This is a genomic window from Psychrobacillus sp. MER TA 171, from assembly GCF_023713305.1.
Lineage (GTDB): Bacteria > Bacillota > Bacilli > Bacillales_A > Planococcaceae > Psychrobacillus.
The window spans coordinates 37,268-59,276 of record NZ_JAMAWN010000009.1; the positions used below are offsets into that span (position 1 = coordinate 37,268).

The 22,009-nt window shown below is 37.0% G+C and carries 22 protein-coding genes; 3 read left to right on the forward strand and 19 right to left on the reverse strand.

Annotated elements, in window-relative coordinates; translation table 11 throughout:
• Positions 1 to 10: 10 nt before the first annotated feature.
• Entirely contained in the window at positions 11 to 1,309 is a 1,299-nt protein-coding gene (locus M3627_RS10190; protein WP_251555572.1) for a DEAD/DEAH box helicase, read from the reverse strand.
• A gap of 95 nt (positions 1,310 to 1,404) precedes the next feature.
• On the opposite strand from M3627_RS10190, the gene vrrA reads away from it, so the two are divergent.
• Together vrrA and M3627_RS10200 are read left to right on the forward strand one after the other, a co-directional pair.
• Entirely contained in the window at positions 1,405 to 2,115 is a 711-nt protein-coding gene (gene vrrA / locus M3627_RS10195; protein WP_169358082.1) for a VrrA/YqfQ family protein, read from the forward strand.
• 68 nt (positions 2,116 to 2,183) lie between these two features.
• Positions 2,184 to 3,161, forward strand: coding sequence for a 4-hydroxy-3-methylbut-2-enyl diphosphate reductase (locus M3627_RS10200; RefSeq protein ID WP_169358081.1), 978 nt, complete (start codon positions 2,184 to 2,186; stop codon positions 3,159 to 3,161).
• 117 nt (positions 3,162 to 3,278) lie between these two features.
• On the opposite strand, the gene M3627_RS10205 is transcribed toward M3627_RS10200, so the two are convergent.
• From M3627_RS10205 to ccpN, 9 genes are all read right to left on the reverse strand, one after another.
• A complete protein-coding gene (locus M3627_RS10205; RefSeq protein WP_251555573.1) occupies positions 3,279 to 4,397 on the reverse strand; it encodes a Nif3-like dinuclear metal center hexameric protein in 1,119 nt (372 codons plus the stop codon).
• Between the two features lie 2 nt (positions 4,398 to 4,399).
• Positions 4,400 to 5,092, reverse strand: a complete 693-nt coding sequence (locus M3627_RS10210; RefSeq protein ID WP_169358079.1) for a tRNA (adenine(22)-N(1))-methyltransferase — start codon at positions 5,090 to 5,092, stop codon at positions 4,400 to 4,402.
• Positions 5,093 to 5,175: 83 nt separating this feature from the next.
• Positions 5,176 to 5,559: a cytochrome c550 gene (gene cccA, locus M3627_RS10215; RefSeq protein ID WP_169358078.1), complete on the reverse strand. Its 384-nt coding sequence runs from the start codon at positions 5,557 to 5,559 to the stop codon at positions 5,176 to 5,178.
• 141 nt (positions 5,560 to 5,700) lie between these two features.
• The gene (locus tag M3627_RS10220) at positions 5,701 to 6,840 is read right to left on the reverse strand and encodes an acyl-CoA dehydrogenase family protein (protein WP_169358077.1); all 1,140 of its coding nucleotides are present in this window, start codon (positions 6,838 to 6,840) and stop codon (positions 5,701 to 5,703) included.
• 269 nt (positions 6,841 to 7,109) lie between these two features.
• A complete protein-coding gene (locus tag M3627_RS10225; protein ID WP_251555574.1) occupies positions 7,110 to 7,679 on the reverse strand; it encodes a hypothetical protein in 570 nt (189 codons plus the stop codon).
• A 175-nt stretch (positions 7,680 to 7,854) separates the two neighbouring features.
• Positions 7,855 to 8,982, reverse strand: a complete 1,128-nt coding sequence (gene rpoD, locus M3627_RS10230; RefSeq protein ID WP_169358075.1) for an RNA polymerase sigma factor RpoD — start codon at positions 8,980 to 8,982, stop codon at positions 7,855 to 7,857.
• Between the two features lie 28 nt (positions 8,983 to 9,010).
• Positions 9,011 to 10,852, reverse strand: a complete 1,842-nt coding sequence (dnaG, locus tag M3627_RS10235; protein ID WP_169358074.1) for a DNA primase — start codon at positions 10,850 to 10,852, stop codon at positions 9,011 to 9,013.
• A 215-nt stretch (positions 10,853 to 11,067) separates the two neighbouring features.
• The gene (locus M3627_RS10240; RefSeq protein ID WP_169358073.1) at positions 11,068 to 11,877 is read right to left on the reverse strand and encodes a pyruvate, water dikinase regulatory protein; all 810 of its coding nucleotides are present in this window, start codon (positions 11,875 to 11,877) and stop codon (positions 11,068 to 11,070) included.
• An 11-nt stretch (positions 11,878 to 11,888) separates the two neighbouring features.
• Complete coding sequence (ccpN, locus tag M3627_RS10245; RefSeq protein ID WP_169358072.1) at positions 11,889 to 12,527, reverse strand: transcriptional regulator CcpN; 639 nt, start codon at positions 12,525 to 12,527, stop codon at positions 11,889 to 11,891.
• A gap of 342 nt (positions 12,528 to 12,869) precedes the next feature.
• Here ccpN and M3627_RS10250 point away from each other — a divergent pair, with 342 nt between their 5' ends.
• On the forward strand, positions 12,870 to 14,252 hold the full coding sequence (locus tag M3627_RS10250; protein WP_169358071.1) for a glycine--tRNA ligase: 1,383 nt from the start codon (positions 12,870 to 12,872) through the stop codon (positions 14,250 to 14,252).
• Between the two features lie 106 nt (positions 14,253 to 14,358).
• Here M3627_RS10250 and recO read toward each other — a convergent pair whose 3' ends face one another.
• The 9 genes from recO to M3627_RS10295 form a co-directional block, all read right to left on the reverse strand.
• The gene (recO, locus tag M3627_RS10255; RefSeq protein ID WP_169358070.1) at positions 14,359 to 15,141 is read right to left on the reverse strand and encodes a DNA repair protein RecO; all 783 of its coding nucleotides are present in this window, start codon (positions 15,139 to 15,141) and stop codon (positions 14,359 to 14,361) included.
• 32 nt (positions 15,142 to 15,173) lie between these two features.
• Positions 15,174 to 16,094 carry a GTPase Era gene (gene era / locus M3627_RS10260; RefSeq protein WP_251555575.1) on the reverse strand — a complete coding sequence of 307 codons (921 nt, stop codon included), beginning with the start codon at positions 16,092 to 16,094 and terminating at the stop codon, positions 15,174 to 15,176.
• A complete protein-coding gene (locus M3627_RS10265; RefSeq protein WP_251555576.1) occupies positions 16,078 to 16,488 on the reverse strand; it encodes a cytidine deaminase in 411 nt (136 codons plus the stop codon). Before M3627_RS10265 ends, era begins: the two co-directional genes overlap by 17 nt.
• Before the next feature lie 14 nt (positions 16,489 to 16,502).
• Positions 16,503 to 16,868 carry a diacylglycerol kinase family protein gene (locus M3627_RS10270; protein WP_169358311.1) on the reverse strand — a complete coding sequence of 122 codons (366 nt, stop codon included), beginning with the start codon at positions 16,866 to 16,868 and terminating at the stop codon, positions 16,503 to 16,505.
• A complete protein-coding gene (ybeY, locus tag M3627_RS10275; protein WP_169358067.1) occupies positions 16,855 to 17,340 on the reverse strand; it encodes an rRNA maturation RNase YbeY in 486 nt (161 codons plus the stop codon). Before ybeY ends, M3627_RS10270 begins: the two co-directional genes overlap by 14 nt.
• A 19-nt stretch (positions 17,341 to 17,359) precedes the next feature.
• On the reverse strand, positions 17,360 to 19,468 hold the full coding sequence (locus tag M3627_RS10280; protein ID WP_251555577.1) for an HD family phosphohydrolase: 2,109 nt from the start codon (positions 19,466 to 19,468) through the stop codon (positions 17,360 to 17,362).
• Between the two features lie 265 nt (positions 19,469 to 19,733).
• Positions 19,734 to 20,687 (reverse strand): PhoH family protein, encoded by a 954-nt coding sequence (locus tag M3627_RS10285; protein WP_251555578.1) that lies wholly within the window; start codon positions 20,685 to 20,687, stop codon positions 19,734 to 19,736.
• On the reverse strand, positions 20,684 to 21,793 hold the full coding sequence (locus M3627_RS10290) for a sporulation protein YqfD (RefSeq protein WP_251555579.1): 1,110 nt from the start codon (positions 21,791 to 21,793) through the stop codon (positions 20,684 to 20,686). Before M3627_RS10290 ends, M3627_RS10285 begins: the two co-directional genes overlap by 4 nt.
• The gene (locus M3627_RS10295; protein ID WP_251555580.1) at positions 21,793 to 21,999 is read right to left on the reverse strand and encodes a hypothetical protein; all 207 of its coding nucleotides are present in this window, start codon (positions 21,997 to 21,999) and stop codon (positions 21,793 to 21,795) included. The genes M3627_RS10290 and M3627_RS10295 overlap by 1 nt, the downstream gene beginning before the upstream one ends.
• Positions 22,000 to 22,009: the final 10 nt, after the last annotated feature.

Sequence of the window (22,009 nt, forward strand, 5' to 3'; positions counted from 1 at the left end):
AAGTTCCCCCTTATTTCTTACGGTTTTTGATGCGACGTTCTCTTTTCTTAACTTTATCCATTTCCCATTTCATGTTTCGTTTATATCCTGGTTTAACCTTTTTAGGCTTTCTAACCAACGCTTTTGCTTTTGCATCTATCTCATTTTCGACTTTAGTTCTATTATTTCTAGCATGTCTCTCTTTCAATTCAGACCATTCGCCATTACTTACATCTTTATGCTCAAATGTAATACCCATCTTTTCAATACGATTTAAAGCATCTTCATCAGATGGTTCAAATAAGGTAATAGCTGTTCCAGTTAGTCCTGCGCGGGCAGTTCTACCAACTCGGTGAATGAAAAATTCAAGGTCATCGGGTATTTCGTAATTAATGACATGGCTTACTCCTGGAATATCGATTCCACGAGCTGCTAAGTCAGTAGCCACAATGTATTGATATTCTAATTCGTGTATTTGCTTCATCACTCGTTTACGATCACGTGGAGAAACATCTCCGTGAACAACGCCAACTTTTATGCCGTTTCCTTGTAAATAGTGTGCTACTTCATCCGCATTCTGTTTCGTATTAGCAAAGATAATCGCTAAATAAGGATTAATACCTTCAATAACGTCTAATAATCTTTTTTTACGAGACTTACTACGTACAGGGACAACAGTAAAGTCGATTCCATCAGCGACCGGACGTTTGTCACCTATTTTAATATGCACAGGTGAATCCATATATTTCTTAAGGAATGGTTGTAGTTTTTCTGGTATGGTCGCAGAGAATACGAACATTTCTAATTCATCTGGCATTTTTGATGCAAACTGATCGATTTCATTGATAAAACCTAAATCAAATGCAAGATCGGCTTCATCCACCACTAATACTTTTGCGGTATGAACTAAAAGTGCCTGCTCAACTGTTAAATCACGAAGTCGACCTGGAGTACCAACGACTATTTGAGGCTGTGTCTTTAACTTTTCGATTGAACGAGCTTTGTCAGTTCCTCCGATAAATAGCTTAGTTTGGATTTCAGTACCTTCCACTAATTTGTTCAACTCTTTATATATTTGAGTTGCGAGCTCTCTAGTCGGAGAAGTAATTATTGCTTGAACTGCTTGCTTACTAGCATCAATTTTTTCAACAATTGGTATTAAGAAACTATGTGTTTTCCCAGTTCCTGTATGCGCTTGACCAATTGCACTTTTACCTTTCAAGACTAATGGAATCATTTCTTTTTGGATTGGTGTTGGTTCTTGGAAGCCTAATTTATTTATAGCTTCTAGTAAAAACGGTTGAAAATTATAATCTGTATATTTGGACATTTTAGTCCCTCCCTATCATACCTATATTGTAACATGATTTGTACATAAAACCGATAATTTGCATAGAATAGAATAGTCTGTTTGTTCGAAAGGAGATGAGAAATAAATTGCGCTATGAATCATTTTATCCATTTGCTCAGAGAAGAAATAATTTCTCTAATTTTGGCAATCCAAATTCTTTCCAAAACACGCCCCCTCCTCCACCCAATTTCAATCAAGCACCAAGTGGGCAAGCGAGTGGGCCAATTTCAAATTTTATAAGACAATTCCAAGGCAATGGTGGTTCTGCAGATCCTGTTCCTACTCCGCCAATTGGTGGATTTAACCAAGGAGGTCCACCGGTTCCGAATGATTTTGGTCAAGGTCCTCCACGTCCAGGAGGATTTAGTCCAGGAGGCCCGCCTAATTTCGGTCCTGGGCCGCAAGGGTTCGCTCAAGGTGCTGCTACAGCAGGTGCCGCAGCTACAGCGGGTGCGGCAGCAGCAAGTGCTGGAGGATTAAGCAGTAAAACCATGTCTTATTTGCAAACTGCTGATAAGTTTATAAATACTGCACAACAAATCACACCGATGGTTAAACAATGGGCTCCAATGCTTCAAAATGTACCTGCTCTTTTAAGACTTTACCGTGGATTCTCTGCAGCCCCTGCTGCAGGTGCCGCAGCTAGCGCAGCAACTACAGCGGCTACCGCGGCTACCGCTACTACAGCAGCTTCAGCGGCAGCTCCAGCTGTTGCCCGAGCAGCTAGTACCGTAGCATCTACTGGCGGTGTCTCTTTACCGCGAATTTTCCAGCCACCATTTTAATATTTTGTAATCATCTCTTTCCTCCGCTATAATATGAGTATGCTCGTATTGAAGGGAGTTTCTTAAAGATGATTGTACAAAAAATTTCGCCTAGAGGATATTGTTATGGTGTGGTGGATGCAATGGTTATTGCAAGGAATGCAGCAATGGATTCATCTCTTCCACGTCCAATTTATATATTAGGAATGATTGTTCACAATAAACATGTAACAGATGCATTTGAGCAGGATGGTATTATTACTTTAGATGGAGAAAATCGCTTAGATATTCTATCAAAGGTCGATACAGGAACGGTCATTTTTACAGCGCATGGAGTTTCACCAGAGGTAAAGGAATTAGCTCGCAAAAAAGGATTAGTTTCCATTGATGCCACATGCCCTGATGTTACCGTTACCCATGATTTAATAAAAGAAAAAACAGCAGAAGGCTATGATATTATTTATATCGGGAAAAAAGGGCATCCTGAACCTGAAGGAGCAATCGGGGTTGCCCCAACTAAAGTCCATCTTGTTCAAACAAATGAGGATATTGAAAGTCTTTCCCTTTCTAATACAAAATTATTAGTCACAAATCAAACTACTATGTCACAATGGGACGTTGTTCATCTCATGGAAAAGCTGAAAGAAAAGTTTCCTCACATTGAGGTACACAAAGAAATTTGTCTTGCCACTCAAGTTAGACAAGAAGCGGTTGCGGAGCAAGCAGGAGAAGCTGAGCTACTAATTGTTGTTGGTGATCCAATGAGTAATAACTCTAATAGACTTACACAAGTTTCAGAGGAAATTGCAGGCACTCCATCTTACCGAGTCGGCGATATATCTGATCTTAAATTAGAATGGCTAGACAATGTTAACCATGTAGCAGTGACTGCCGGAGCTTCCACACCAACACCGATTGTTAAGGAAGTCATCCAGTTTTTAGAGAAATACGATCCAAATGATCCTACAACTCATGATACAACAAAAAAAGTACTTCCCGAGAAAATTCTACCTAAGATTAAAGTTCCTAAACCAGTTACTAAAATAGAGCCTTATACAGTTAACTAACAAAGTAACTTAATTATGTAGAGGTCGATATAGAAGATACTCTAAAATAAGCTTCGAAAATTTACTAATAGTAAAATTTTCGAAGCTTTATTTTTTTGGTAGAATAGCACGTTATAGTCAAATAAGTTTAAAAGGTTCTGTAGATATCTTAGAAGCGATGAATTCACAGTCCAGTTTTTTATTTAGGCACTCCGCTTGCATATATTTTGCAACGCCAATTTTCATAATTTGTTCAATATGGTGGCCAGGATCAATAACAGCAAGTCCCATCGCTAATGCATCTTGTGCAATATGAAAATATAAGTCCCCGGTTATAAAAACATCTGCCCCTGCCCTTTTAGCAATCGAAATATATTTGTTACCATCTCCGCCTAGTACTGCCACCTTTTGAATGGGTTTATCAAGCGGTCCAACTACTCGAACAAAAGGTACGTTTAGCAATGATTTGACGGTATTTGCATAATCCGCCAAAGAAACTTTCTTTGGTAATAACCCTATTCTTCCAAGCCCCATTTCGTTGACCTGAGTATCCAAACTCATCAAATTGTATGCAGGTTCTTCATAGGGATGATAATTTAACAGGGCTCTTAATACTTTGTTTTTCTTAGATTCAGGTAATACTACCTCTATTTTTTCCTCTTTTACAACAGCTAACTCATTTGGCTTCCCGATATAAGGCTCAGCACTTTCCTCAGGCTTAAACCGGCCTTCTCCAGAGGTTGTAAAGCTACAGCTATTATAATCCCCTATATTACCTGCTCCAGCCTCTGCTAGAGCCTTTCTAACGGTTTCAGTAGCTTCTTTAGGAGTAAATACTTCAAGCTTCATTAAGTTTTCGGAGGTAGTTGGTTCTAATATAGAAATATTCTCTAGCTTCAGTGCTTCAGCTAATAGATCATTAACCCCTCCAGTAGCTATATCCAAATTCGTATGAGCAGCATATACAGCAATATCATGCTTAATCAGTTTTTCAAACAGACGTCCTTGTGGCATATCTGTACGTATATTCTTAAGCTTACTGTAAATAGGAGGATGATGAGCAATGATTAGCTGACACCCTTGCTCAATTGCTTCATCAACCACTTCGTCGTTCACATCTAATGTCACAAGCACCTTCGTAACAAGCTTATCTAATCTACCGATTTGAAGACCTACCGAATCTCCCTCTACCGCTAAGGAGCGTGGTGCCCATTCTTCAAAGATAGAAATAAGATGTTGTCCATTGGTTTGCTTCATGTTTACAACAGCTCCTTCACTAACGAGATTTTATTCTCTATTTCCTCTACTTTTTGTAAAACTTCCGGAGTTGGTGGAATATTTTTTAATTGAGTCAGTATTCTTTCCCATTCTTTCATTTCGACTGACCATTTTTTCTGAAATACACTTGTACGGCTTTGCATTAAAATTGGTCCTAATAAAAGCTCCTGTTCATTAAGCACCATATTTCCTTTTTTAAGTACAATTACTTCATAAATTTTGGTATGCTCCTCCAAAATTGTTTCTTGATCAACATTCCAGCCTTCTTTAATTGCCCATTCTCTAATTGCTTTTGCGTGAATGTTCGGTTGAAGAATGAGCGTGTGAACGTTAGTAAGTTTATGCTTACCTGCTTCTAGTATGGAAGCAATTAACGGACCACCCATCCCAGCAATTGTAACGGTGCCCACTTGGTCCTCGTCTTCAATCACTTGCAGACCGTCTCCAAAACGCACTTCAATTTGCTTTTCCAGGCCTTCACTTTTCACTTGCTTCACTGCAGATTCAAATGGTCCCTTTACTACCTCTCCAGCAATTGCTTTAGAGATTATGGATTGGTGGACCAAGTAACATGGAAGATAAGCATGGTCACTTCCTATATCCGCTAAAATTGTATCCTGTTCGACAAAGGATGCCACAGTTTTCAGTCTATCTGATAAGTTTTTCGCATTCATTCTATACACCTCACCATTATTATAACAAAAATAAAAAAAGACCTCGATTCTTAAAAAGAATCTAGAGGTCTTTTCTTAAAATCTTATTCACCTAGAGATTTGACCCAAGCAGCCATTTCATCAAGGTTTGCTTCTGGTACTAAACCACCAGGCATTGAACCTTTACCATTAGCTAAAATGTCTTTAATTTCATCTTCAGACAATGCTGTACCCACTAATGATGGCCCCATTCCGCCTTCATAAGTGTTACCGTGACAGCTGATACATTTTCCTTGAGCAAGTGCTTCAGGATCGAATTCACCAGCAGTAGCTTCTTCTCCACCTTCAGCAGATTCTCCGCCTTCAGCAGCTTCATGTTCAGCCGTAATTTCTGCTTTATTACCTACTCCATCGATAGATAGGAAGAAAATTAAACCGATACCAAATGCCATAATAAGTATAAATGGGATAATTGGATTCTTTTGCATAGTTAACCCTCCTTCTTTTATACATTCTTTTCTAATATAGAATTAGTCAACACTCATATTGTACTCCATTGTGTCGAAAACGAAAAGTGTTATTGAAGAAAGTTTTATAGCTTTGTGACAAAATCGACATATTTTTAATGTTTAACAACCAATATGTCTAGCTATTACCATTCGTTGCACCTCTGAAGTACCTTCTCCAATTTCAAGAAGTTTCGCATCTCTCATATAGCGTTCTACTTCATATTCTTTCATATATCCATATCCGCCATGAAGCTGAATTGCTTGATCAGCAACCTCCATTGCAATTTCAGAAGCATATAGTTTACACATAGATGCCTCTTTACCAAACGGTCGTCCTTGGTCCTTTAACCAAGCAGCTTTATGCACCATCGTTCTTGCTAATTCAATCTTCATTGCCATATCTGCTAGTTTAAACTGTGTAATTTGAAACTCTGATAATGTTTTTCCAAACTGTTTACGTTCCTTGGAATATTGGAGTGCTCGGTCAAATGCAGCTTGAGCAATCCCTACTGCCATTGCACCTATTCCTATTCTTCCACCGTCTAATGTAACAAGAAATTGTCTGAAACCATTTCCTCGTTTACCTAATAAGTTTTCTTGAGGTACTCTAACATTTTCTATCACTAATTCAGTCGTGTTAGAGGCATTTAACCCCATTTTTTCATAGTTATCAATTACTGTAAAACCATCTGCATCAGTTGGAACTATAATAGCAGAAATCTCTTTTTTACCATCTGACATACCTGTAATAGCAGTCAGTGCAAGATGTTTTGCATAACTAGCGTTTGTAATAAACGCCTTGCTTCCATTTATAACAAAATCATTACCTTCTTCTTTTGCAGTTGTTTGAGTTCCTCCAGCATCTGATCCAGCATTTGGCTCTGTTAATCCAAAAGCACCTAAAGATTCTCCCGTACAAATTGGAACTAAGTACTTTTGTTTTTGTTCTTCTGTTCCGAACAAGCTTAGCGGTGCTCCGCCTAGTGATATATGAGCTGAATAGGTAATACCAGTTGATGCACAGGCACGACTCAATTCTTCAGTCACAATAGCAAAGCTAACTGTATCAGCTCCTGCTCCACCATACTCCTCTGAAAACGGTAAGCCCATCATCCCCATGTCGGCTAACTGTTTAAAGATTTCTTTTGGAAATTCCTTCGTTTTGTCTCGCTCAATTGCTCCGGGAGCTACAACCTCACTAGCAAACTCTCGAATCGTTTTACGAATCATTTGGTGTTCCTGCGTTAAATCAAAATTCATTTTATTCCATCCCCTTTGTAAATAAAAACGCTTACTTTTTTATTATACAAAAGATTATGTAAATAATCATATTAAAACGAATTTGAATCTATTTTTCTTTATTAATCTTTTAATCCCAAAAGAGAAATATAAAATACATTTAAAGAAAGTACATCCACTCCTGTCAGAAGCTTTCTATGGAGCACTCTCTATGCGCATGTGTTGGTTCATTAACTCAAAAAAAGAAATTCCACTAGTCACGTGAAATTTCAATCATTAAAAATTGTATTCTATGTAAAAAATGTAATAGAGATGTATATAAATATCAATAAGAGTCCCACAATACCGGAAATAGTAAAATAAATTAGCTTCAAACGAAAGCCAGAAAATAACCATAATATGCAGTTAACTGCAATCATAATTACTAGTGTAGTAGGCTCCGTTATGAAAAAAGCTTCCCATATTTTAAAAGTAATTCCTAATAGTAATAACGCAGAAAATACTAATAGTAAGGGTGGTAAGATTGAACTTTGACTAAACTTTTTAATAGATATGTACGTAAAAACTAGAATTGCAATTCCCGATAAAATAATTGGTATAATAACGGCCGTTGTTATGAAAACTAGTGAGCCTAAAAGTGCGAGCGTAATGAGACTTATAATAGAAGTAGCCGAGATTACTTTCAGCTTCGACTTTTTCGCTTCCCTTGCTAGTATACCTTCGTTGGTTCCTTCAGTTCCCTCTCCTTCCCCTTGAGCATAAAGAGCTGTAAGAAAATCACAGTAATGCTCGGGAAGTAGCTTATTTTGCTTCCAAAAAGCAATTTCATTCAATATTACTTTTTTTCGTTGAATAGACATATCCATCCTCTTTTCCCTATATCTCTTTATACTAATCTTTTCGGCTAGTTTCAAGTGCATTTTTACGAACACCTTGAAATAAAAGAAAAGTGAGATGGGTAATCCCACTTTTCAGGAGAAAAAAGGCACTAAAAAAACCTGTAAAAAAGACACCCTTTGTCAGGATGTCTCTTGATTATTCTAAGAAATCTTTTAAACGTTTGCTTCTAGAAGGATGGCGTAATTTTCTTAATGCCTTCGCTTCAATTTGACGAATACGTTCACGAGTAACACCAAAAACTTTACCTACTTCTTCAAGTGTTCTTGTACGTCCATCATCTAAACCAAATCGTAAACGGAGTACATTTTCTTCACGGTCAGTTAAAGTGTCTAGTACATCTTCTAATTGCTCTTTAAGAAGCTCATATGCTGCATGATCCGATGGTGACTGTGCATCGGCATCTTCAATAAAATCACCTAAATGTGAATCATCTTCTTCCCCAATAGGTGTTTCTAAGGAAACAGGCTCTTGAGCAATTTTCAAGATTTCACGAACTTTTTCTGCTGGAAGATCCATTTCTTCTCCAATTTCTTCTGGAGAAGGCTCACGTCCTAAGTCTTGAAGTAATTGACGTTGCACACGAATCAGTTTGTTAATTGTTTCGACCATATGCACTGGTATACGAATAGTTCTTGCTTGGTCAGCAATTGCACGAGTTATTGCCTGGCGAATCCACCAAGTTGCATACGTACTGAATTTAAATCCTTTTCTGTGATCGAATTTCTCTACTGCTTTAATAAGACCCATATTTCCTTCTTGAATTAAATCTAAGAAAAGCATACCACGACCAACATATCGCTTCGCAATACTTACAACTAAACGTAAGTTCGCCTCTGCTAGACGCTTTCTCGCTTCTTCATCACCTTGCTCTATTCTCTCAGCAAGTGCAATTTCCTCTGATGCCTTTAAAAGGTCTACTCGACCAATTTCTTTTAAGTACATGCGTACAGGATCATTGATTTTAACACCTGGGGGAACACTTAAATCATTAAGGTCAAAAGTTTCTTCTTCCTTCCCCTTCATCAAACGATCTAAATCTTCCTCATCTCCAGCTTTACGCCCAAGTTCAATACCCTTGCCTTCTAGCTGATCAATGAATTCCTCGATTTGATCTGATTCTAAATCGAAAGACGCTAATTTATCTGCTATATCATGATAAGTTACCTCACCATTCTTTTTACCTAACTCAATCAGTTGTTTCTTTGCTTCTAATAATGATAATTCGATGTCCGTTTCTTTTGTACGTTCAGACTTGTCCGCCATAAGAATTCCTCCTTTTACTACCGGATGATTATTGAAAATTTACTAAAGATTTTTTTAACTGAATGGCCTCTTGTGCCAGTTGGAGCGCTTTAGTTATATCCGTCATTTTTTCAGCCTCTTTAGCTTCATGTAACTTTTGCCCAATTTGCTGCTCTATCCGGTATTTTCTAATATGGCGCAAACAGTCCATGACTTCTTCAGTTTCATGTTCTGGATCACGTTCTGAGAGCGCAGCTTCCATTACTATTTTCCTTAATTCACCGTCGTTTAATACTTCTAAAAACCGTTGATAGTCACCTTCCGGATAATCTTCGTAATACCCCATCAAACGAACGTACGCAGCTTCGTATGCGTCCCTTATAAAACACGGGCCATCACTTATAGTTCTAATTGCAATATCGATTACCTGCGGATTATGGAGCATATGTGCTAATAAAATTCTTTCTGCTCTTTCATCAGCTGAAAGAGTTCGTTTCTTTTTAGGCAGCTCTTGAGGAGCAGCTAAAGGAATGGAATTGTTGCTATGATTACTACTTTTAGTGTCTCTTGCTTTTTTCCCCTGTATTTTCCGTAAATGTTGATAGATAGCTTCTTCGGATACATTTGTTTCCTGAGAAAGCTGTCGAACATACAGATCCCTTTCTACAGAAGAGCTTCTCTCACTCAGTATTTCCAATATTTCTTGAATATACTGAAGGGTATCATTTTCGTTATTAAAATTCTTATCTCTTTTGGAAACAATCATCATAAATGAAAGATAAGAATGAGGCTTTTCAATAATTTTCTCCTTAAAAGCTTCTTCCCCATAATTCTTAATATAATCATCTGGATCCATAGCATCCGGAATAATAGCAACCTCTGTCTGAATATTTTGCCCTTGTAAAGAGATTGCTGCTCTTTTTGCTGCTTCCATCCCTGCCTTGTCTCCATCGAAACAAAGGGTAACATTGGAGGTTAATCTATTCAGCTTGGTTATATGTTGAGACGTTAATGCTGTTCCCATTGTTGCAACACCATTTGTTATACCCGCTTTAGACGCCGATATAACATCTAAAAAGCCTTCAAAAATAACCACGTTGCGTTTTTTCCTAATGTCTAGTCGCGCTTTATCTAAGTTATAGAGTATCTGGCTTTTTTGAAAGATAGGGGATTCAGGACTATTTAAATATTTGGCTTCATTTTCCTTCTTACCAAGAATCCTTCCAGAGAACGCAACTACATGGCCAGTTTCGTCGAAAACAGGAAACATAATTCTTCCACGAAAGCGGTCAAAATACTTCAATTCATTTTCTTTTCTAATAATAAGTCCAGTTTTCTCAATTTCTTGCAAATCCATACCTTTTCTCTCTAATAAGGTAGTTAGGGCATCCCAGCTAGGCAATGACCATCCTATTTTATACTTTTCGATGAGTTCGGTAGAAAACCCTCTTTCTTGTAAGTAATGTAATGCATTTTCTCCTTCCTCCGTGTGAAGTAAAAGATGATGAAAATATTCGCTAGCAAATTCATGCGCTTTTTTCATAAGAGATACTTCTTTGGAGACCGGTGCTTTCTCTTCAGAAATTTCGGTTGCCTTATGTTCAATCTGCATTCCTAGACGGCTACCTAATTTACTAACAGCTTCATGGAATGAGAGATTCTCAATGTCCATTAAAAACGTAATTACATTTCCACCAGCTCCACAGCCAAAGCAATGAAAAATTTGCTTTTCTTGAGTGACAGAAAAAGATGGGGTTTGTTCACCATGAAATGGACAGAGACCGAAAAAGTTTCTACCTCTTTTTGTAAGCTGAACAAATTCACTAATTACATCAACTATGTCTGTATTATTTCTAACTTGTTCGATTACTTCTTCTTCTATACGATTCATGAATTCACCATCTTTACTTACTACTTAGTATTAATTCGAGAGACTTAAGAAAAATCCTGCAAGAATCGACAAAATATTTACATGATAATACGAAAAATTTCTTTTTTCCACAAATAAATATTATAAAACATTTCAATATATTAATCTATACTTTTAATTCGCTTTCGTACATAAAAAAACCTTTTCACAATTGTGAATCGGTCCAAAATTTCAAATTATTTTTGTTGAATTTGAGTTATTACTAGATTTGCTGTTTCTTCTACCGCTCGATTTGTCACATCAATAACCTTACAGCCAATTCTTTCTACCACTTTTTGAAAATGCGCAATTTCTTCATTAATACGTTCCACTTTGGCGTAAGATGCATCATCTTTAAGACCAATTGCGATTAATCTTTCTCTTCTAATGGAGTTTAATTTGTCAGGAGTAATGATAAGACCGAAGCATTTCGAAGGATCTATTTGGAAAAGTTCTTCTGGCGGCTCTACTTCTGGAACTAATGGTACGTTCGCAACCTTATAGCGTTTGTTTGCCAAGTATTGCGATAAAGGTGTTTTAGAAGTGCGGGAGACACCTATTAGTACAATATCCGCCTGCAATAACCCTCTTGGATCTCTGCCATCGTCATATTTTACAGCAAACTCTACTGCTTCAATTTTTTTAAAGTAATCTTCATCCAGCTTTCGAACGAGACCAGGCTCTTCAAAAGATTTTTCATCTAGTTTCTTTTCAAGTAGATTAATTACAGGGCCGATAAGATCTACACACTCTAAGTCATATTCTTTGCAATACTTAACAATAGCTTCTCTCATTTCCTGTTGAACTAATGTATATAAGATACTTGCATTCTGGTCTTTAGCTAAAGCAGTAATTTCTTTTATATGATCCAAAGAATCGATATGGGTAAATCTTTTTAGTTTGGTATGCTGCAGACCTGGTCTAAATTGGCTTACTGCAGCTCTAGCTACTAGCTCGCCAGTTTCCCCAATGGAGTCTGAGACAATAAATAGGTTTAACATTTTCATTCTTTCACTCCTCATAAATCATGGTCATCAGCTAAAGATAAGAAGGCTCGTGTAATATTTGTTTTAGTTATTCTTCCAACAATCTCTAGACCGTCTTTCGACTCTTTTACTACCGGTAACGAATCTATTTGCCGACTCATTAATTTATTTGCTACCTCAATTAATGTATCTTCCTTTAGACAATACGTAATATTTGGCATCCTAGTCATAATCATATGTACCGGCATTTTGGTTAAGTCTTGGTTTCCGATACTTGTTCGTAAAAAGTCTTTCCTAGAAAGCACACCGGATAATACTGATTTTTTATCAACGACAAACAAAGAGCCAACATCCTCTAAAAACATATGGCATATTGCATCGTAAACCGACATACTTTCTTCTACAACAACGGGGATAGACTGAAAATCCTTTACGAGCATTTGTGCAATGCTATCAGAGATTGCCTGACTGGTTTTCTTACCTGAGTAAAAATAACCTACACGAGGTCGAGCATCCAGAAAGCCAGCCATCGTTAATATCGCAAGATCAGGTCTTAGAGTTGACCTAGTCAGATTAAGTCGTTCTGCAATTTGTTCACCAGTAATAGGTCCATTCCCTTTTACAATGTCCAAAATTTCGACTTGCCGTTTGTTGAGTTCGATTGGACTCACCGCCTCAAAGTTTATACTTAGTTATACTTATTCTAAATAATTATATACCATTATCCATCACATTGCTAAATAAAGAAGCATATGATACAATCATCAATAATATTAAAGCGTTGAAGAGCATTATAAGTACTGTAACATAAAGCGAGTGGTGACAGTGAAAGACCACATCTACAGGAAACGGCAGCTTGGAGCTTAAGTTTTTAAAGAGGGTTGTCATACATACAACCAATCGGGGTGGAACCGCGGGTTATAAACTCGTCCCCGGGCTATTGAGGCCCGGAGACGAGTTTTTTTGTTTCATTTTTTTCTTTAAAAGCTTTTATCAAAATGGAGGTATGTCAAATGGAATTTTCAATGGAAAATGTAGTAAGTTTAGCAAAACAAAGAGGCTTTGTATTCCCTGGCTCTGAAATTTATGGAGGTTTGGCAAATACATGGGATTACGGTCCACTTGGAGTAGAGCTTAAAAACAATGTAAAAAAAGCTTGGTGGAAAAAATTTGTACAAGAGTCACCATATAATGTAGGTTTAGATGCTGCTATTCTTATGAACCCAAAAACATGGGTCGCTTCAGGTCATATTGGTAACTTCAATGATCCAATGATCGACTGTAAAAAATGTAAATCACGTCACCGAGTGGATAAAATCATCGAGGATGCATTAGATAAAAAAGGAATTGAAATGGTAATAGATGGCCTTTCCTTTGAGAAAATGGAAGAAATCATGAAGGAGCATAATGTAGTTTGTCCTTCTTGTGGTGCATATGATTACACGGAAATTCGTCAATTTAACTTGATGTTCAAAACGTTCCAAGGTGTAACGGAATCTTCTACGAACGAAATCTTTTTACGTCCAGAAACAGCACAAGGTATTTTTGTTAACTATAAAAATGTACAGCGTTCTATGCGTAAAAAAATGCCATTCGGTATTGCCCAAGTCGGAAAAAGTTTCCGAAATGAAATCACTCCTGGTAACTTCACGTTCCGTACGAGAGAATTTGAACAAATGGAGCTAGAGTTTTTCTGTAAGCCTGGTGAAGACATGGAATGGTTTGAGTTCTGGCGCAATTATTGCCGTCAATGGTTACTTAACTTAGGTGTTTCGGAGAATAGCATTCGTTTAAGAGACCACTCTGACGACGAACTTTCGCATTACTCGAATGCAACAACAGACATTGAATATAAATTCCCATTCGGTTGGGGTGAACTATGGGGTATTGCCGATAGAACTGACTTCGATTTGAAGCAGCATATGGAACACTCTGGTGAAGATTTCAATTATATCGACCCAGTAACCAATGAAAGATATGTACCATATTGCATCGAGCCATCTCTAGGTGCTGACCGTGTAACATTGGCATTCTTATGCGAGGCTTATGACGTGGAGCAACTAGAAGGCGACGACCAACGAACAGTTTTACGCTTCCACCCTGCTCTGGCTCCGGTAAAAGCAGCGATCTTGCCTTTATCGAAGAAGCTATCTGAAGGTGCAACTGCATTATTCTCTGACCTTAGCAAGCATTTCATGGTTGACTATGATGAGTCTCAATCCATTGGTAAACGTTACCGTCGACAAGATGAAATCGGTACACCATTCTGTATCACGTATGACTTTGATTCAGAGACGGACGGCCAAGTTACGGTGCGTCATCGTGATTCAATGGAACAAACAAGAATGCCTATTTCAGAAGTAAAAGCTTATATTGAAGAGCAAATACAATTTTAATTAGAAACATTGCCAAATAAATTAAGCCTGCAAAACAAATCCAATTACGGATACAATTTGCAGGCTTTTTTTATTTATTATTTCCAATAAAAAAACTCATCCGGAATTATTCTTCCGAATGAGAATCTTTTTTAGGCTGGAAAAACTCAGGTGTTTTTTCCATTTGGTCTAGAAACCCTTGAGATTTTAAACGAACTCCAACCTGCTCATTGTATATGGTACGGACGATTTTTTTTATAAAGCCCTTCGTCTCTTTTTTCAAAGTTAGCTTACCAACCTGGTCAATAGGAACGGTATAAAATGTTCGGATTAACTTCACCTGTGAGGGTGTTAAACGAATTAAATAAGGGTCAATTGTAAAACAACGATGACATAAAAAACCGATTTGAGCAAAAGAGAATGCAAATTCCCCATCTGTTGCTCCACAATTGGCACACTGATGAAGTACCGGATATATTCCAGCTACGGATAACATCTTCCACTCAACAAACAAGCTAATGGCTTCTGGATCATAGCCCTCTGATATTGCCTCTAATGCTTGCTGTAAAATTGTAAACACATGCGGTTTAGGAGATTCATCATCAATTAGTTTATCTACTAGCTCCATAATAAAACTAGCATAAGCTGTAGTAAAAATATCTTCTCGAATAACACGCATCGAGTCAATTATTTCACCTTGTTGTAGAGACCCCATCCCTCTCCCTTGTTGTATTAAAAAATAAGCATACGTAAAAGGCTGGGAGATTGAAGACAGACGGCTAGTTGGCTTTTTAGCTCCACGAGCCATCGCAGCCCTTTTACCAAGCTCTCGAGAGAATATAGTTACTACTTTATCTGTTTCTCCGTAGGAGGAGGTACGTAAGACAATCCCTTCTACTTTTTGAAGCAAAAGCCTTCCCTTCCTTCTATGCTTCCTCTATATTAATATTCGTCTTCTCTAAATCCATAATCTTTTAGATGGGCAGATTTATTGCGCCAATCCTTTTGAACCTTCACCCAAAGTTCTAGGAACACTTTAGTTCCTAAAAGCATTTCAATATCATGACGAGCTCTTGTCCCAACTTCTTTTAGAAGTGCACCTCTTTTACCGATTACAATACCTTTTTGAGAATCACGTTCTACAATAATAGTAGCCATAACACGGATCATGTCTTTATCTGTATCTTCTTCTTTTTTTATCTTGTCAATTACAACTGCAATTGAGTGTGGTATTTCTTCTCTAGTCAAGTGCAATACTTTCTCACGGATCAGTTCAGAGATGATAAATCTCTCTGGATGGTCAGTTACTTGGTCCGCTGGATAATATTGTGGACCTTCCGGTAAATATGATTGGATTGTTTCTAATAGTCTTTCTACATTATTACCTTGAAGAGCAGAAATAGGAACGATTTCAGCAAAATCATATTTATCTTTATAAGACTCAATTATTCCGATTAAATCATCTGGATGTACTTGGTCTATTTTATTGATCACTAAAAATACGGGAGTTTCGTTTTTTTCTAAGAGATCAATGATAAATTCATCACCTTTACCTCTTGGCTCTGTAGCATTTACCATAAATATAATTACATCTACTTCACGTAGCGTATTTTTTGCAACTTTTAACATAAAGTCACCTAATTTATGCTTAGGCTTATGAATACCCGGGGTATCAATAAAAATCATTTGACTTTGATCTAAAGTAAGAACTCCTTGTACCTTGTTGCGAGTCGTTTGTGGCTTATCACTCATTATTGCTATCTTTTGCCCTATTACACGGTTTAGAAATGTAGATTTACCTACATTTGGTCGTCCGATTATTGATATGAATCCTGATTTATATCCTTCATTGTTTTGCAGCATAATTTAAATCCTCCGTTGTAAAAGCTCCAGGCAATAATTCTGATACCGTCGTTTCTGTTACATTTCCTTTTAAGTTTGTTAAATATACGGGCATATTAGGCTCGCAGAACTCCGCTAAAACTTGTCTACATGCTCCGCATGGTGAAATTGGTCCATCTGTATCTCCAGCGATAGCTATTGCTGTAAAGTTTTTTATACCTTCTGACACAGCTTTAAAAACGGCAGTTCGCTCAGCACAGTTTGTTAACCCAAAAGATGCATTTTCAATATTACAGCCTAAAATAACTTCTCCACTTTTAGTAAGTAAAGCTGCTCCTACAGGAAATTTGGAATACGGAACGTATGCTTTTTCCATGGCTGTGATAGATGCTTTTAGTAATTCTTCTTTCTTCATATAAAATCACACCTTTAAAATAAGATTACCGACCATTTCGGTATGAATATAATTAAACCTACTATTACTGTGCAGAGTGCATAGACTAGACATGCGCCTGCAGCAAGATCCTTAGCCTGTTTGGCTAAAGGATGGAAGTCCGGAGAAGCAAGGTCTACAATTCTTTCTACGGACGTATTAACTAATTCTATCATGAACATACCAAAAATGAGCATAACAACGATTATCCATTCCCATTTAGAGAGGCCAGTTAATAAACTTGCAATGAATACTATACCTGCAGCAAGCAAATGTAGCCTGAAATTCTGCTCTGTCTTTATAGCATGTATAACTCCCTGTGTAGCATAGACAAAGGACTTTCCAAACTTATGAAAGTTCATGGCCTTCACGCTTCAAACCAAACTCCTGCAAAATTTTCTCTTGTAGACCAAACATTTCTTTTTCTTCTTCTTCTGTCCCATGATCATACCCTAATAGGTGTAAAAAACCATGGACGGCTAAAAAAGCAAGCTCGCGTTCAAAGGTATGCCCGTATGCTTGCGCTTGTTCAATCGTACGTTCTACAGAAATAATGATATCTCCAAGCAAAGTGGGTATGTCAGCGTCTTTAATTTCTATTTCACCTTCACCCATTTCTTCCATAGCAAAAGATATTACATCTGTAGGCATATCTTTGTTCCGATAATTTTTATTGATTTCTTGAATTTGATCGTTTGTAACAAACGTAACACTTACTTCGCTCTCATTTTTCACATTCAATTGCCCTGCTGCAGATTGTAGTACTTTTTCTACTAGTGCAATAGCTTCTTTAGTTAAAGTATTTGTTTCGTCCATTAAATCTAGTTCTAACATATTATTGACTCCTTACTATTTATTTAGGGTATTCTATTCTCGAATGAAATGTGCCATTCATTGTAGAGCAGAAGCTTTCTTCAATTTTCTTTATTTCTTTGAATGATAAGTCGCATTCGTCTAATTGTCCATCAATTACCTTATCTTTAATAATGGATTTAATCAGACTGTGGATTTTCTCTCCACTTGGTTCCTTCATGGACCTTACAGCAGCTTCTACGCTATCTGCAATTGAAATAATTGCAATTTCTTTCGTCTGTGGCTTTGGCCCAGGATATCTATAGGACTCCTCAGTAGTATTAGGATTACTTTCTTTCGCTTTATAATAAAAGAATTTCAATAAGCTAGTGCCGTGGTGCTGTTCCGCCACATCTACGATTTCTTTCGGTAGCTTATGTTTCTTTAAAATATTTGCCCCATCTGTTGCATGAGAAATAATAATATCCCTGCTAGCTTCTGGAGAAAGGTTATCATGTGGATTATAGCCGTTCACTTGGTTTTCTATAAAGAACCCAGGTCGATTGGTTTTTCCAATATCATGATAATAACATCCAACTCTAGCTAGCAAGCCATTCGCTCCGATTGCCTCACAAGCTGCTTCTGCTAAGTTTGCCACCATCAGACTGTGATGATACGTACCTGGGGTTTCAGTTAAAATTTTCTTAAGTAATGGATGATTTGGGTTAGAAAGTTCTATGAGCCTCATTGTGGATAAGATTCCAAAAAGCGACTCAAAGAAAGGCAAAATACCAAGTGTAAGAGCCCCGGATAATATACCAGATATTAAGGCAGCGCCAATATAGAAAGCTACATCAACAAACTCATAAGTTGTCTTTGTCATTAACAGATAAAATAAGATAAACGTTAAATTTATAGACGCAACAATTAAGCTTGAACGTAAAATTTGAGAATTATTGTACATACGCTGTACGGCAAAAACACCTGCTATACCACCAAAGAGTATGTATAAAGCAACTTCCATTTGAAAGATATTCGTATATCCTTCTTGAAAAATAATCCCTGCATAGGCCGCTACGACAAAGCTAGATATAAAAGCCGCTCTTTCATTGACTAGAATATAAACTAACATAGATACCATTGCAGTAGGAAACAAAAATGCAATAACAACATCAAAATTGTACGCTACTGATTGTAGCACTTTCATCATCAAGACGGATACAATAACACTAAAAGCCACAACAATCAGATTTTTCACGTTGATAACATTAGGGTCTTTAAAACGAATGGTTTGTCCGAAAAGCACCCACATTGTCATCAATACAAAAAGAGCTACACCTATATATTGTTTATACGATGATTTATCAGTCAGCATTCCTAATAGCTCTAGTTGACGATACACATCTTTACTGACAATTTCCCCTTTTTGAACGAGTATTTGACCTTGTAATATTCTAGTTGGTTCTACGCTAGCTCTAGCTTGTTCCATGCGTAGCTCAGTTAGTTCATCGTTTTTTGTTTCTGTAGCTATTATGGAGCCTCGAGCTATAGATACTAAAACGCTCGTAAAACTATCTGGATAATTAAAAGTAGTTCGGACTTTCTGAACAACCTTATCTCTTTCTGTACCTAAATTTTCATTCCTAATCGGTTCACTTAATGTTTCTTCTACTAGGATTGGAAGCTTTTCTTTAACATCATTTATAGTTGCTATGTTTTGACTTAATAATATACTCAGTGCATCGTCAGTTAACGGTACAAAGCTAGCATTTTCTGCTAGAACGTTCATTTCTTTTTTTAGTCTTTGAAGACTATCTGTTGCTGCTTCAGGCTCATCACTTGTGATAGATTGCTTAATCTCTATTACACTATCGAAAATAGACTCAATGATAGTCGCCTGATTTTCAGCTGTTTCATCCTGAAATTGATAGACGGGATTTACTTCTGAAGCAGCCTGGTCTTTTTCTTCTTCAGTTTTTATTGGGTCTTCCATCGTTTTAACTGAACGGATGGTTTCAGGTGCTAAGTTCATTAAGGATATATCATATGTATTTTCTTGCACGCTTCCCTTAACCAATAGAAACATACTTATGGAAGTTAGAAGGATAATAATTAAAGGGAGATATTTACTTTCTCGCCATTTTCTCCACTTGATCATTAAAGACTTCATCCTATCATCCCCTCGTCTACTATTCTCTTTATTATACCTTATATTTTCAAAATTTGACCAATTTATCTGAAATGACTGGTTTATAGTTAGAATGATGACGTTATCTGGCGGTTACTGGTTCATCTTCTATGCGAGGAAAATAAAAAATCTCAAAAATTCTACGATCAGATAAAGTTTTCGGGTTTCTATTTTCTAAGGAATTAACTGCCTTTAAAAAGAAATAAAAACGTGAAATCAGTTGATGATTTCACGTTTAACTTATTGACTACTGCTCTTCATATGCAGATATAATTTTAGCAACTAATGGGTGACGTACTACGTCGCCTTGCTCTAAATATTGGAAGTGTATGCCAGAAACTTGATGTAGTATTTTTTCTGCTACTATGAGACCTGACTCTGCACCTTTTGGTAAATCTATTTGAGTTTTATCTCCTGTTATGACCATTTTTGAACCAAAGCCTAATCGTGTTAAGAACATTTTCATTTGAGCTTTTGTAGTATTTTGGGCCTCGTCCAGAATAACAAAAGCATCATCTAACGTTCTACCGCGCATATAAGCAAGAGGAGCAATTTCTATTGTACCTCGTTCCATAAGGCGATCCGTTTGCTCTGTTCCTAATACATCATGTAACGCATCATACAAAGGACGTAAATAAGGGTCTACCTTCTCTTTTAGATCTCCTGGTAGGAATCCTAGACTTTCCCCTGCCTCAACTGCTGGACGTGTTAAAATGATTCTCTTAACGTGTGCATTTTTTAAAGCTTGAGTAGCCATTACTACAGCAAGGTAAGTTTTTCCCGTACCGGCTGGTCCAATTCCAAACGTTAAATCAGTATGTCTAATACCGTGGACATACTCTCTTTGACCAATGGTTTTTGCCCGTATTGCTTTCCCTTTTGTATTTCGAGCTATTTCTTCATCATAAAGACTTGCAAAATATTCAATTGTTCCATTTGCACTCATTTCTATAGCTGTGGTTACGTCTCGAAGGTTAATATTAATACCTTTTCGTATTACAAGTAGAAGTTGTATGATTAGCTGCCTTGCATCTTCTACATTTTGTTCTTCACCAGCAATTTGTATTAGTTCTCCTCTGGTGATCAACTGCACCTTCAACTCTTCTTCAATCAGTTTAATATTCTTATCTGAAATACCAAGCAGCATTACTGCTTCAGTTGGATCCTGTAGATTAATATCTAATTGTTTTTGTTGGCTCATGTGTCGTCTCCTTGGGGTATAACTTGTGGTGTTGCAATATTTTCATTTATTAGTAATAATATCTTTCCTTTAACTTTATCATTTTCTATAGACATCTGTAAAACTTTATCTTCTAAGATTTGAGTGCCTCGCGGTAAATCATTCATAATTTTTTGAAATAATAAAGGTCGAACTAAATGCTCTACTGATTCTTCATTTAAGTCATAGGTAACTTTTTCACTGCCCTGTACATAGCCCGCTTTAAAATATGGCTGTAAGAATCGAGGCATAGCAATTTCCTTCCAATATTCATTGCTGTTATTGGATTTTTTCTCAATCAGTACTTCTCTAGTAGTCGGCTTTACAATGGTTACTTTTTTGGGAAGTTCGAAGTTAAGCTCTATCCAATAACTTGCATAGACCTTGCCCTCTGCGCTAGTTATAATTCGTTTTTCTCCTTGAGTAACAAAGCCATTTACAAGTATGTCACCTTTTTTTACAGCAGCATTCTTCTCGACTGCTCTAACTCCTTTTACTAGCTCAAAGTCTGTAACAACGCCGCTTCTTTTAGCAATAAGATGAGATGCAGGAGCATTTTTCACTTCTCTCTCCTTCGTGATTGGAGCAAGCATCGGAGTCACTGTTAAAGTGGAACCTGATTGCGTGAAGTGTATCCAAGAGAACTCCTTATGCTTTAAAAGTAGCTTTTGCCGAATTTCTTGTTCTGACGGTAAAGAAGAAATACGTATTCGTTCTTTAATTTTCATTTCTTTCAGTTGTTCTGTAATTAGAATATTGCTTTCTGGCGTATAAGAGTCAATATTGATCTTCCATATAAATTGTGCCAAAACCACTGGTATTATGAAAAAAAAGATTACCCCGATTATGGAATATGAATATAAAGAAATCGTACGATTTTTTGTCTCATCTTTTAGATGTACAGAAATCTTTAATGTTTTCCTTATCTTTCTAAACTCTTTAAGATCCTTACGTTTGATAGAAAAGAACAAGCTTTCTTCTGTGCTATACACCCGATATACTTCAATTTGTTGTGATAACAGCTTTTGAAACAATAGAAACTGATCAGTAGAGCTTGGCAATTGGATTCTAATTAATTGTTGTGGCATCAGCTGCTTTCCTTCCTAGTCAGTTTAAAGTGAAGGAGTTTGTCTACCTGAAGATGAAGGCGCTCCATCGACATGGACTTTATAGACAAACGGTCTGCTTTTATTTCTAGAAGATAATGGTTGTAGGAACAGACTAACTCCGTATCTGTTAACCGAAGAAGAGAAATTTCATAATCTAATATAATGTCATCAAAGTTATCAATCATAATACTCGCA

What these genes read in the sequence shown, in the direction of transcription:
- vrrA (WP_169358082.1), top strand. Translation starts at nt 1,405, where the DNA reads ATGAGAAATAAATTGCGCTATGAATCATTTTATCCATTTGCTCAGAGA.
- M3627_RS10290 (WP_251555579.1), bottom strand. Translation starts at nt 21,793, where the DNA reads ATGCCACAACAATTAATTAGAATCCAATTGCCAAGCTCTACTGATCAG.
- dnaG (WP_169358074.1), bottom strand. Translation starts at nt 10,852, where the DNA reads ATGAATCGTATAGAAGAAGAAGTAATCGAACAAGTTAGAAATAATACA.
- M3627_RS10220 (WP_169358077.1), bottom strand. Translation starts at nt 6,840, where the DNA reads ATGAATTTTGATTTAACGCAGGAACACCAAATGATTCGTAAAACGATT.
- M3627_RS10265 (WP_251555576.1), bottom strand. Translation starts at nt 16,488, where the DNA reads ATGAAGAAAGAAGAATTACTAAAAGCATCTATCACAGCCATGGAAAAA.
- M3627_RS10200 (WP_169358081.1), top strand. Translation starts at nt 2,184, where the DNA reads ATGATTGTACAAAAAATTTCGCCTAGAGGATATTGTTATGGTGTGGTG.
- M3627_RS10285 (WP_251555578.1), bottom strand. Translation starts at nt 20,687, where the DNA reads ATGAGCCAACAAAAACAATTAGATATTAATCTACAGGATCCAACTGAA.
- ybeY (WP_169358067.1), bottom strand. Translation starts at nt 17,340, where the DNA reads ATGTTAGAACTAGATTTAATGGACGAAACAAATACTTTAACTAAAGAA.
- rpoD (WP_169358075.1), bottom strand. Translation starts at nt 8,982, where the DNA reads ATGGCGGACAAGTCTGAACGTACAAAAGAAACGGACATCGAATTATCA.
- M3627_RS10280 (WP_251555577.1), bottom strand. Translation starts at nt 19,468, where the DNA reads ATGAAGTCTTTAATGATCAAGTGGAGAAAATGGCGAGAAAGTAAATAT.
- M3627_RS10240 (WP_169358073.1), bottom strand. Translation starts at nt 11,877, where the DNA reads ATGAAAATGTTAAACCTATTTATTGTCTCAGACTCCATTGGGGAAACT.
- M3627_RS10205 (WP_251555573.1), bottom strand. Translation starts at nt 4,397, where the DNA reads ATGAAGCAAACCAATGGACAACATCTTATTTCTATCTTTGAAGAATGG.
- era (WP_251555575.1), bottom strand. Translation starts at nt 16,094, where the DNA reads ATGCTGCAAAACAATGAAGGATATAAATCAGGATTCATATCAATAATC.
- M3627_RS10270 (WP_169358311.1), bottom strand. Translation starts at nt 16,868, where the DNA reads ATGAACTTTCATAAGTTTGGAAAGTCCTTTGTCTATGCTACACAGGGA.
- M3627_RS10190 (WP_251555572.1), bottom strand. Translation starts at nt 1,309, where the DNA reads ATGTCCAAATATACAGATTATAATTTTCAACCGTTTTTACTAGAAGCT.
- M3627_RS10225 (WP_251555574.1), bottom strand. Translation starts at nt 7,679, where the DNA reads ATGTCTATTCAACGAAAAAAAGTAATATTGAATGAAATTGCTTTTTGG.
- M3627_RS10250 (WP_169358071.1), top strand. Translation starts at nt 12,870, where the DNA reads ATGGAATTTTCAATGGAAAATGTAGTAAGTTTAGCAAAACAAAGAGGC.
- M3627_RS10295 (WP_251555580.1), bottom strand. Translation starts at nt 21,999, where the DNA reads ATGATTGATAACTTTGATGACATTATATTAGATTATGAAATTTCTCTT.
- M3627_RS10210 (WP_169358079.1), bottom strand. Translation starts at nt 5,092, where the DNA reads ATGAATGCGAAAAACTTATCAGATAGACTGAAAACTGTGGCATCCTTT.
- cccA (WP_169358078.1), bottom strand. Translation starts at nt 5,559, where the DNA reads ATGCAAAAGAATCCAATTATCCCATTTATACTTATTATGGCATTTGGT.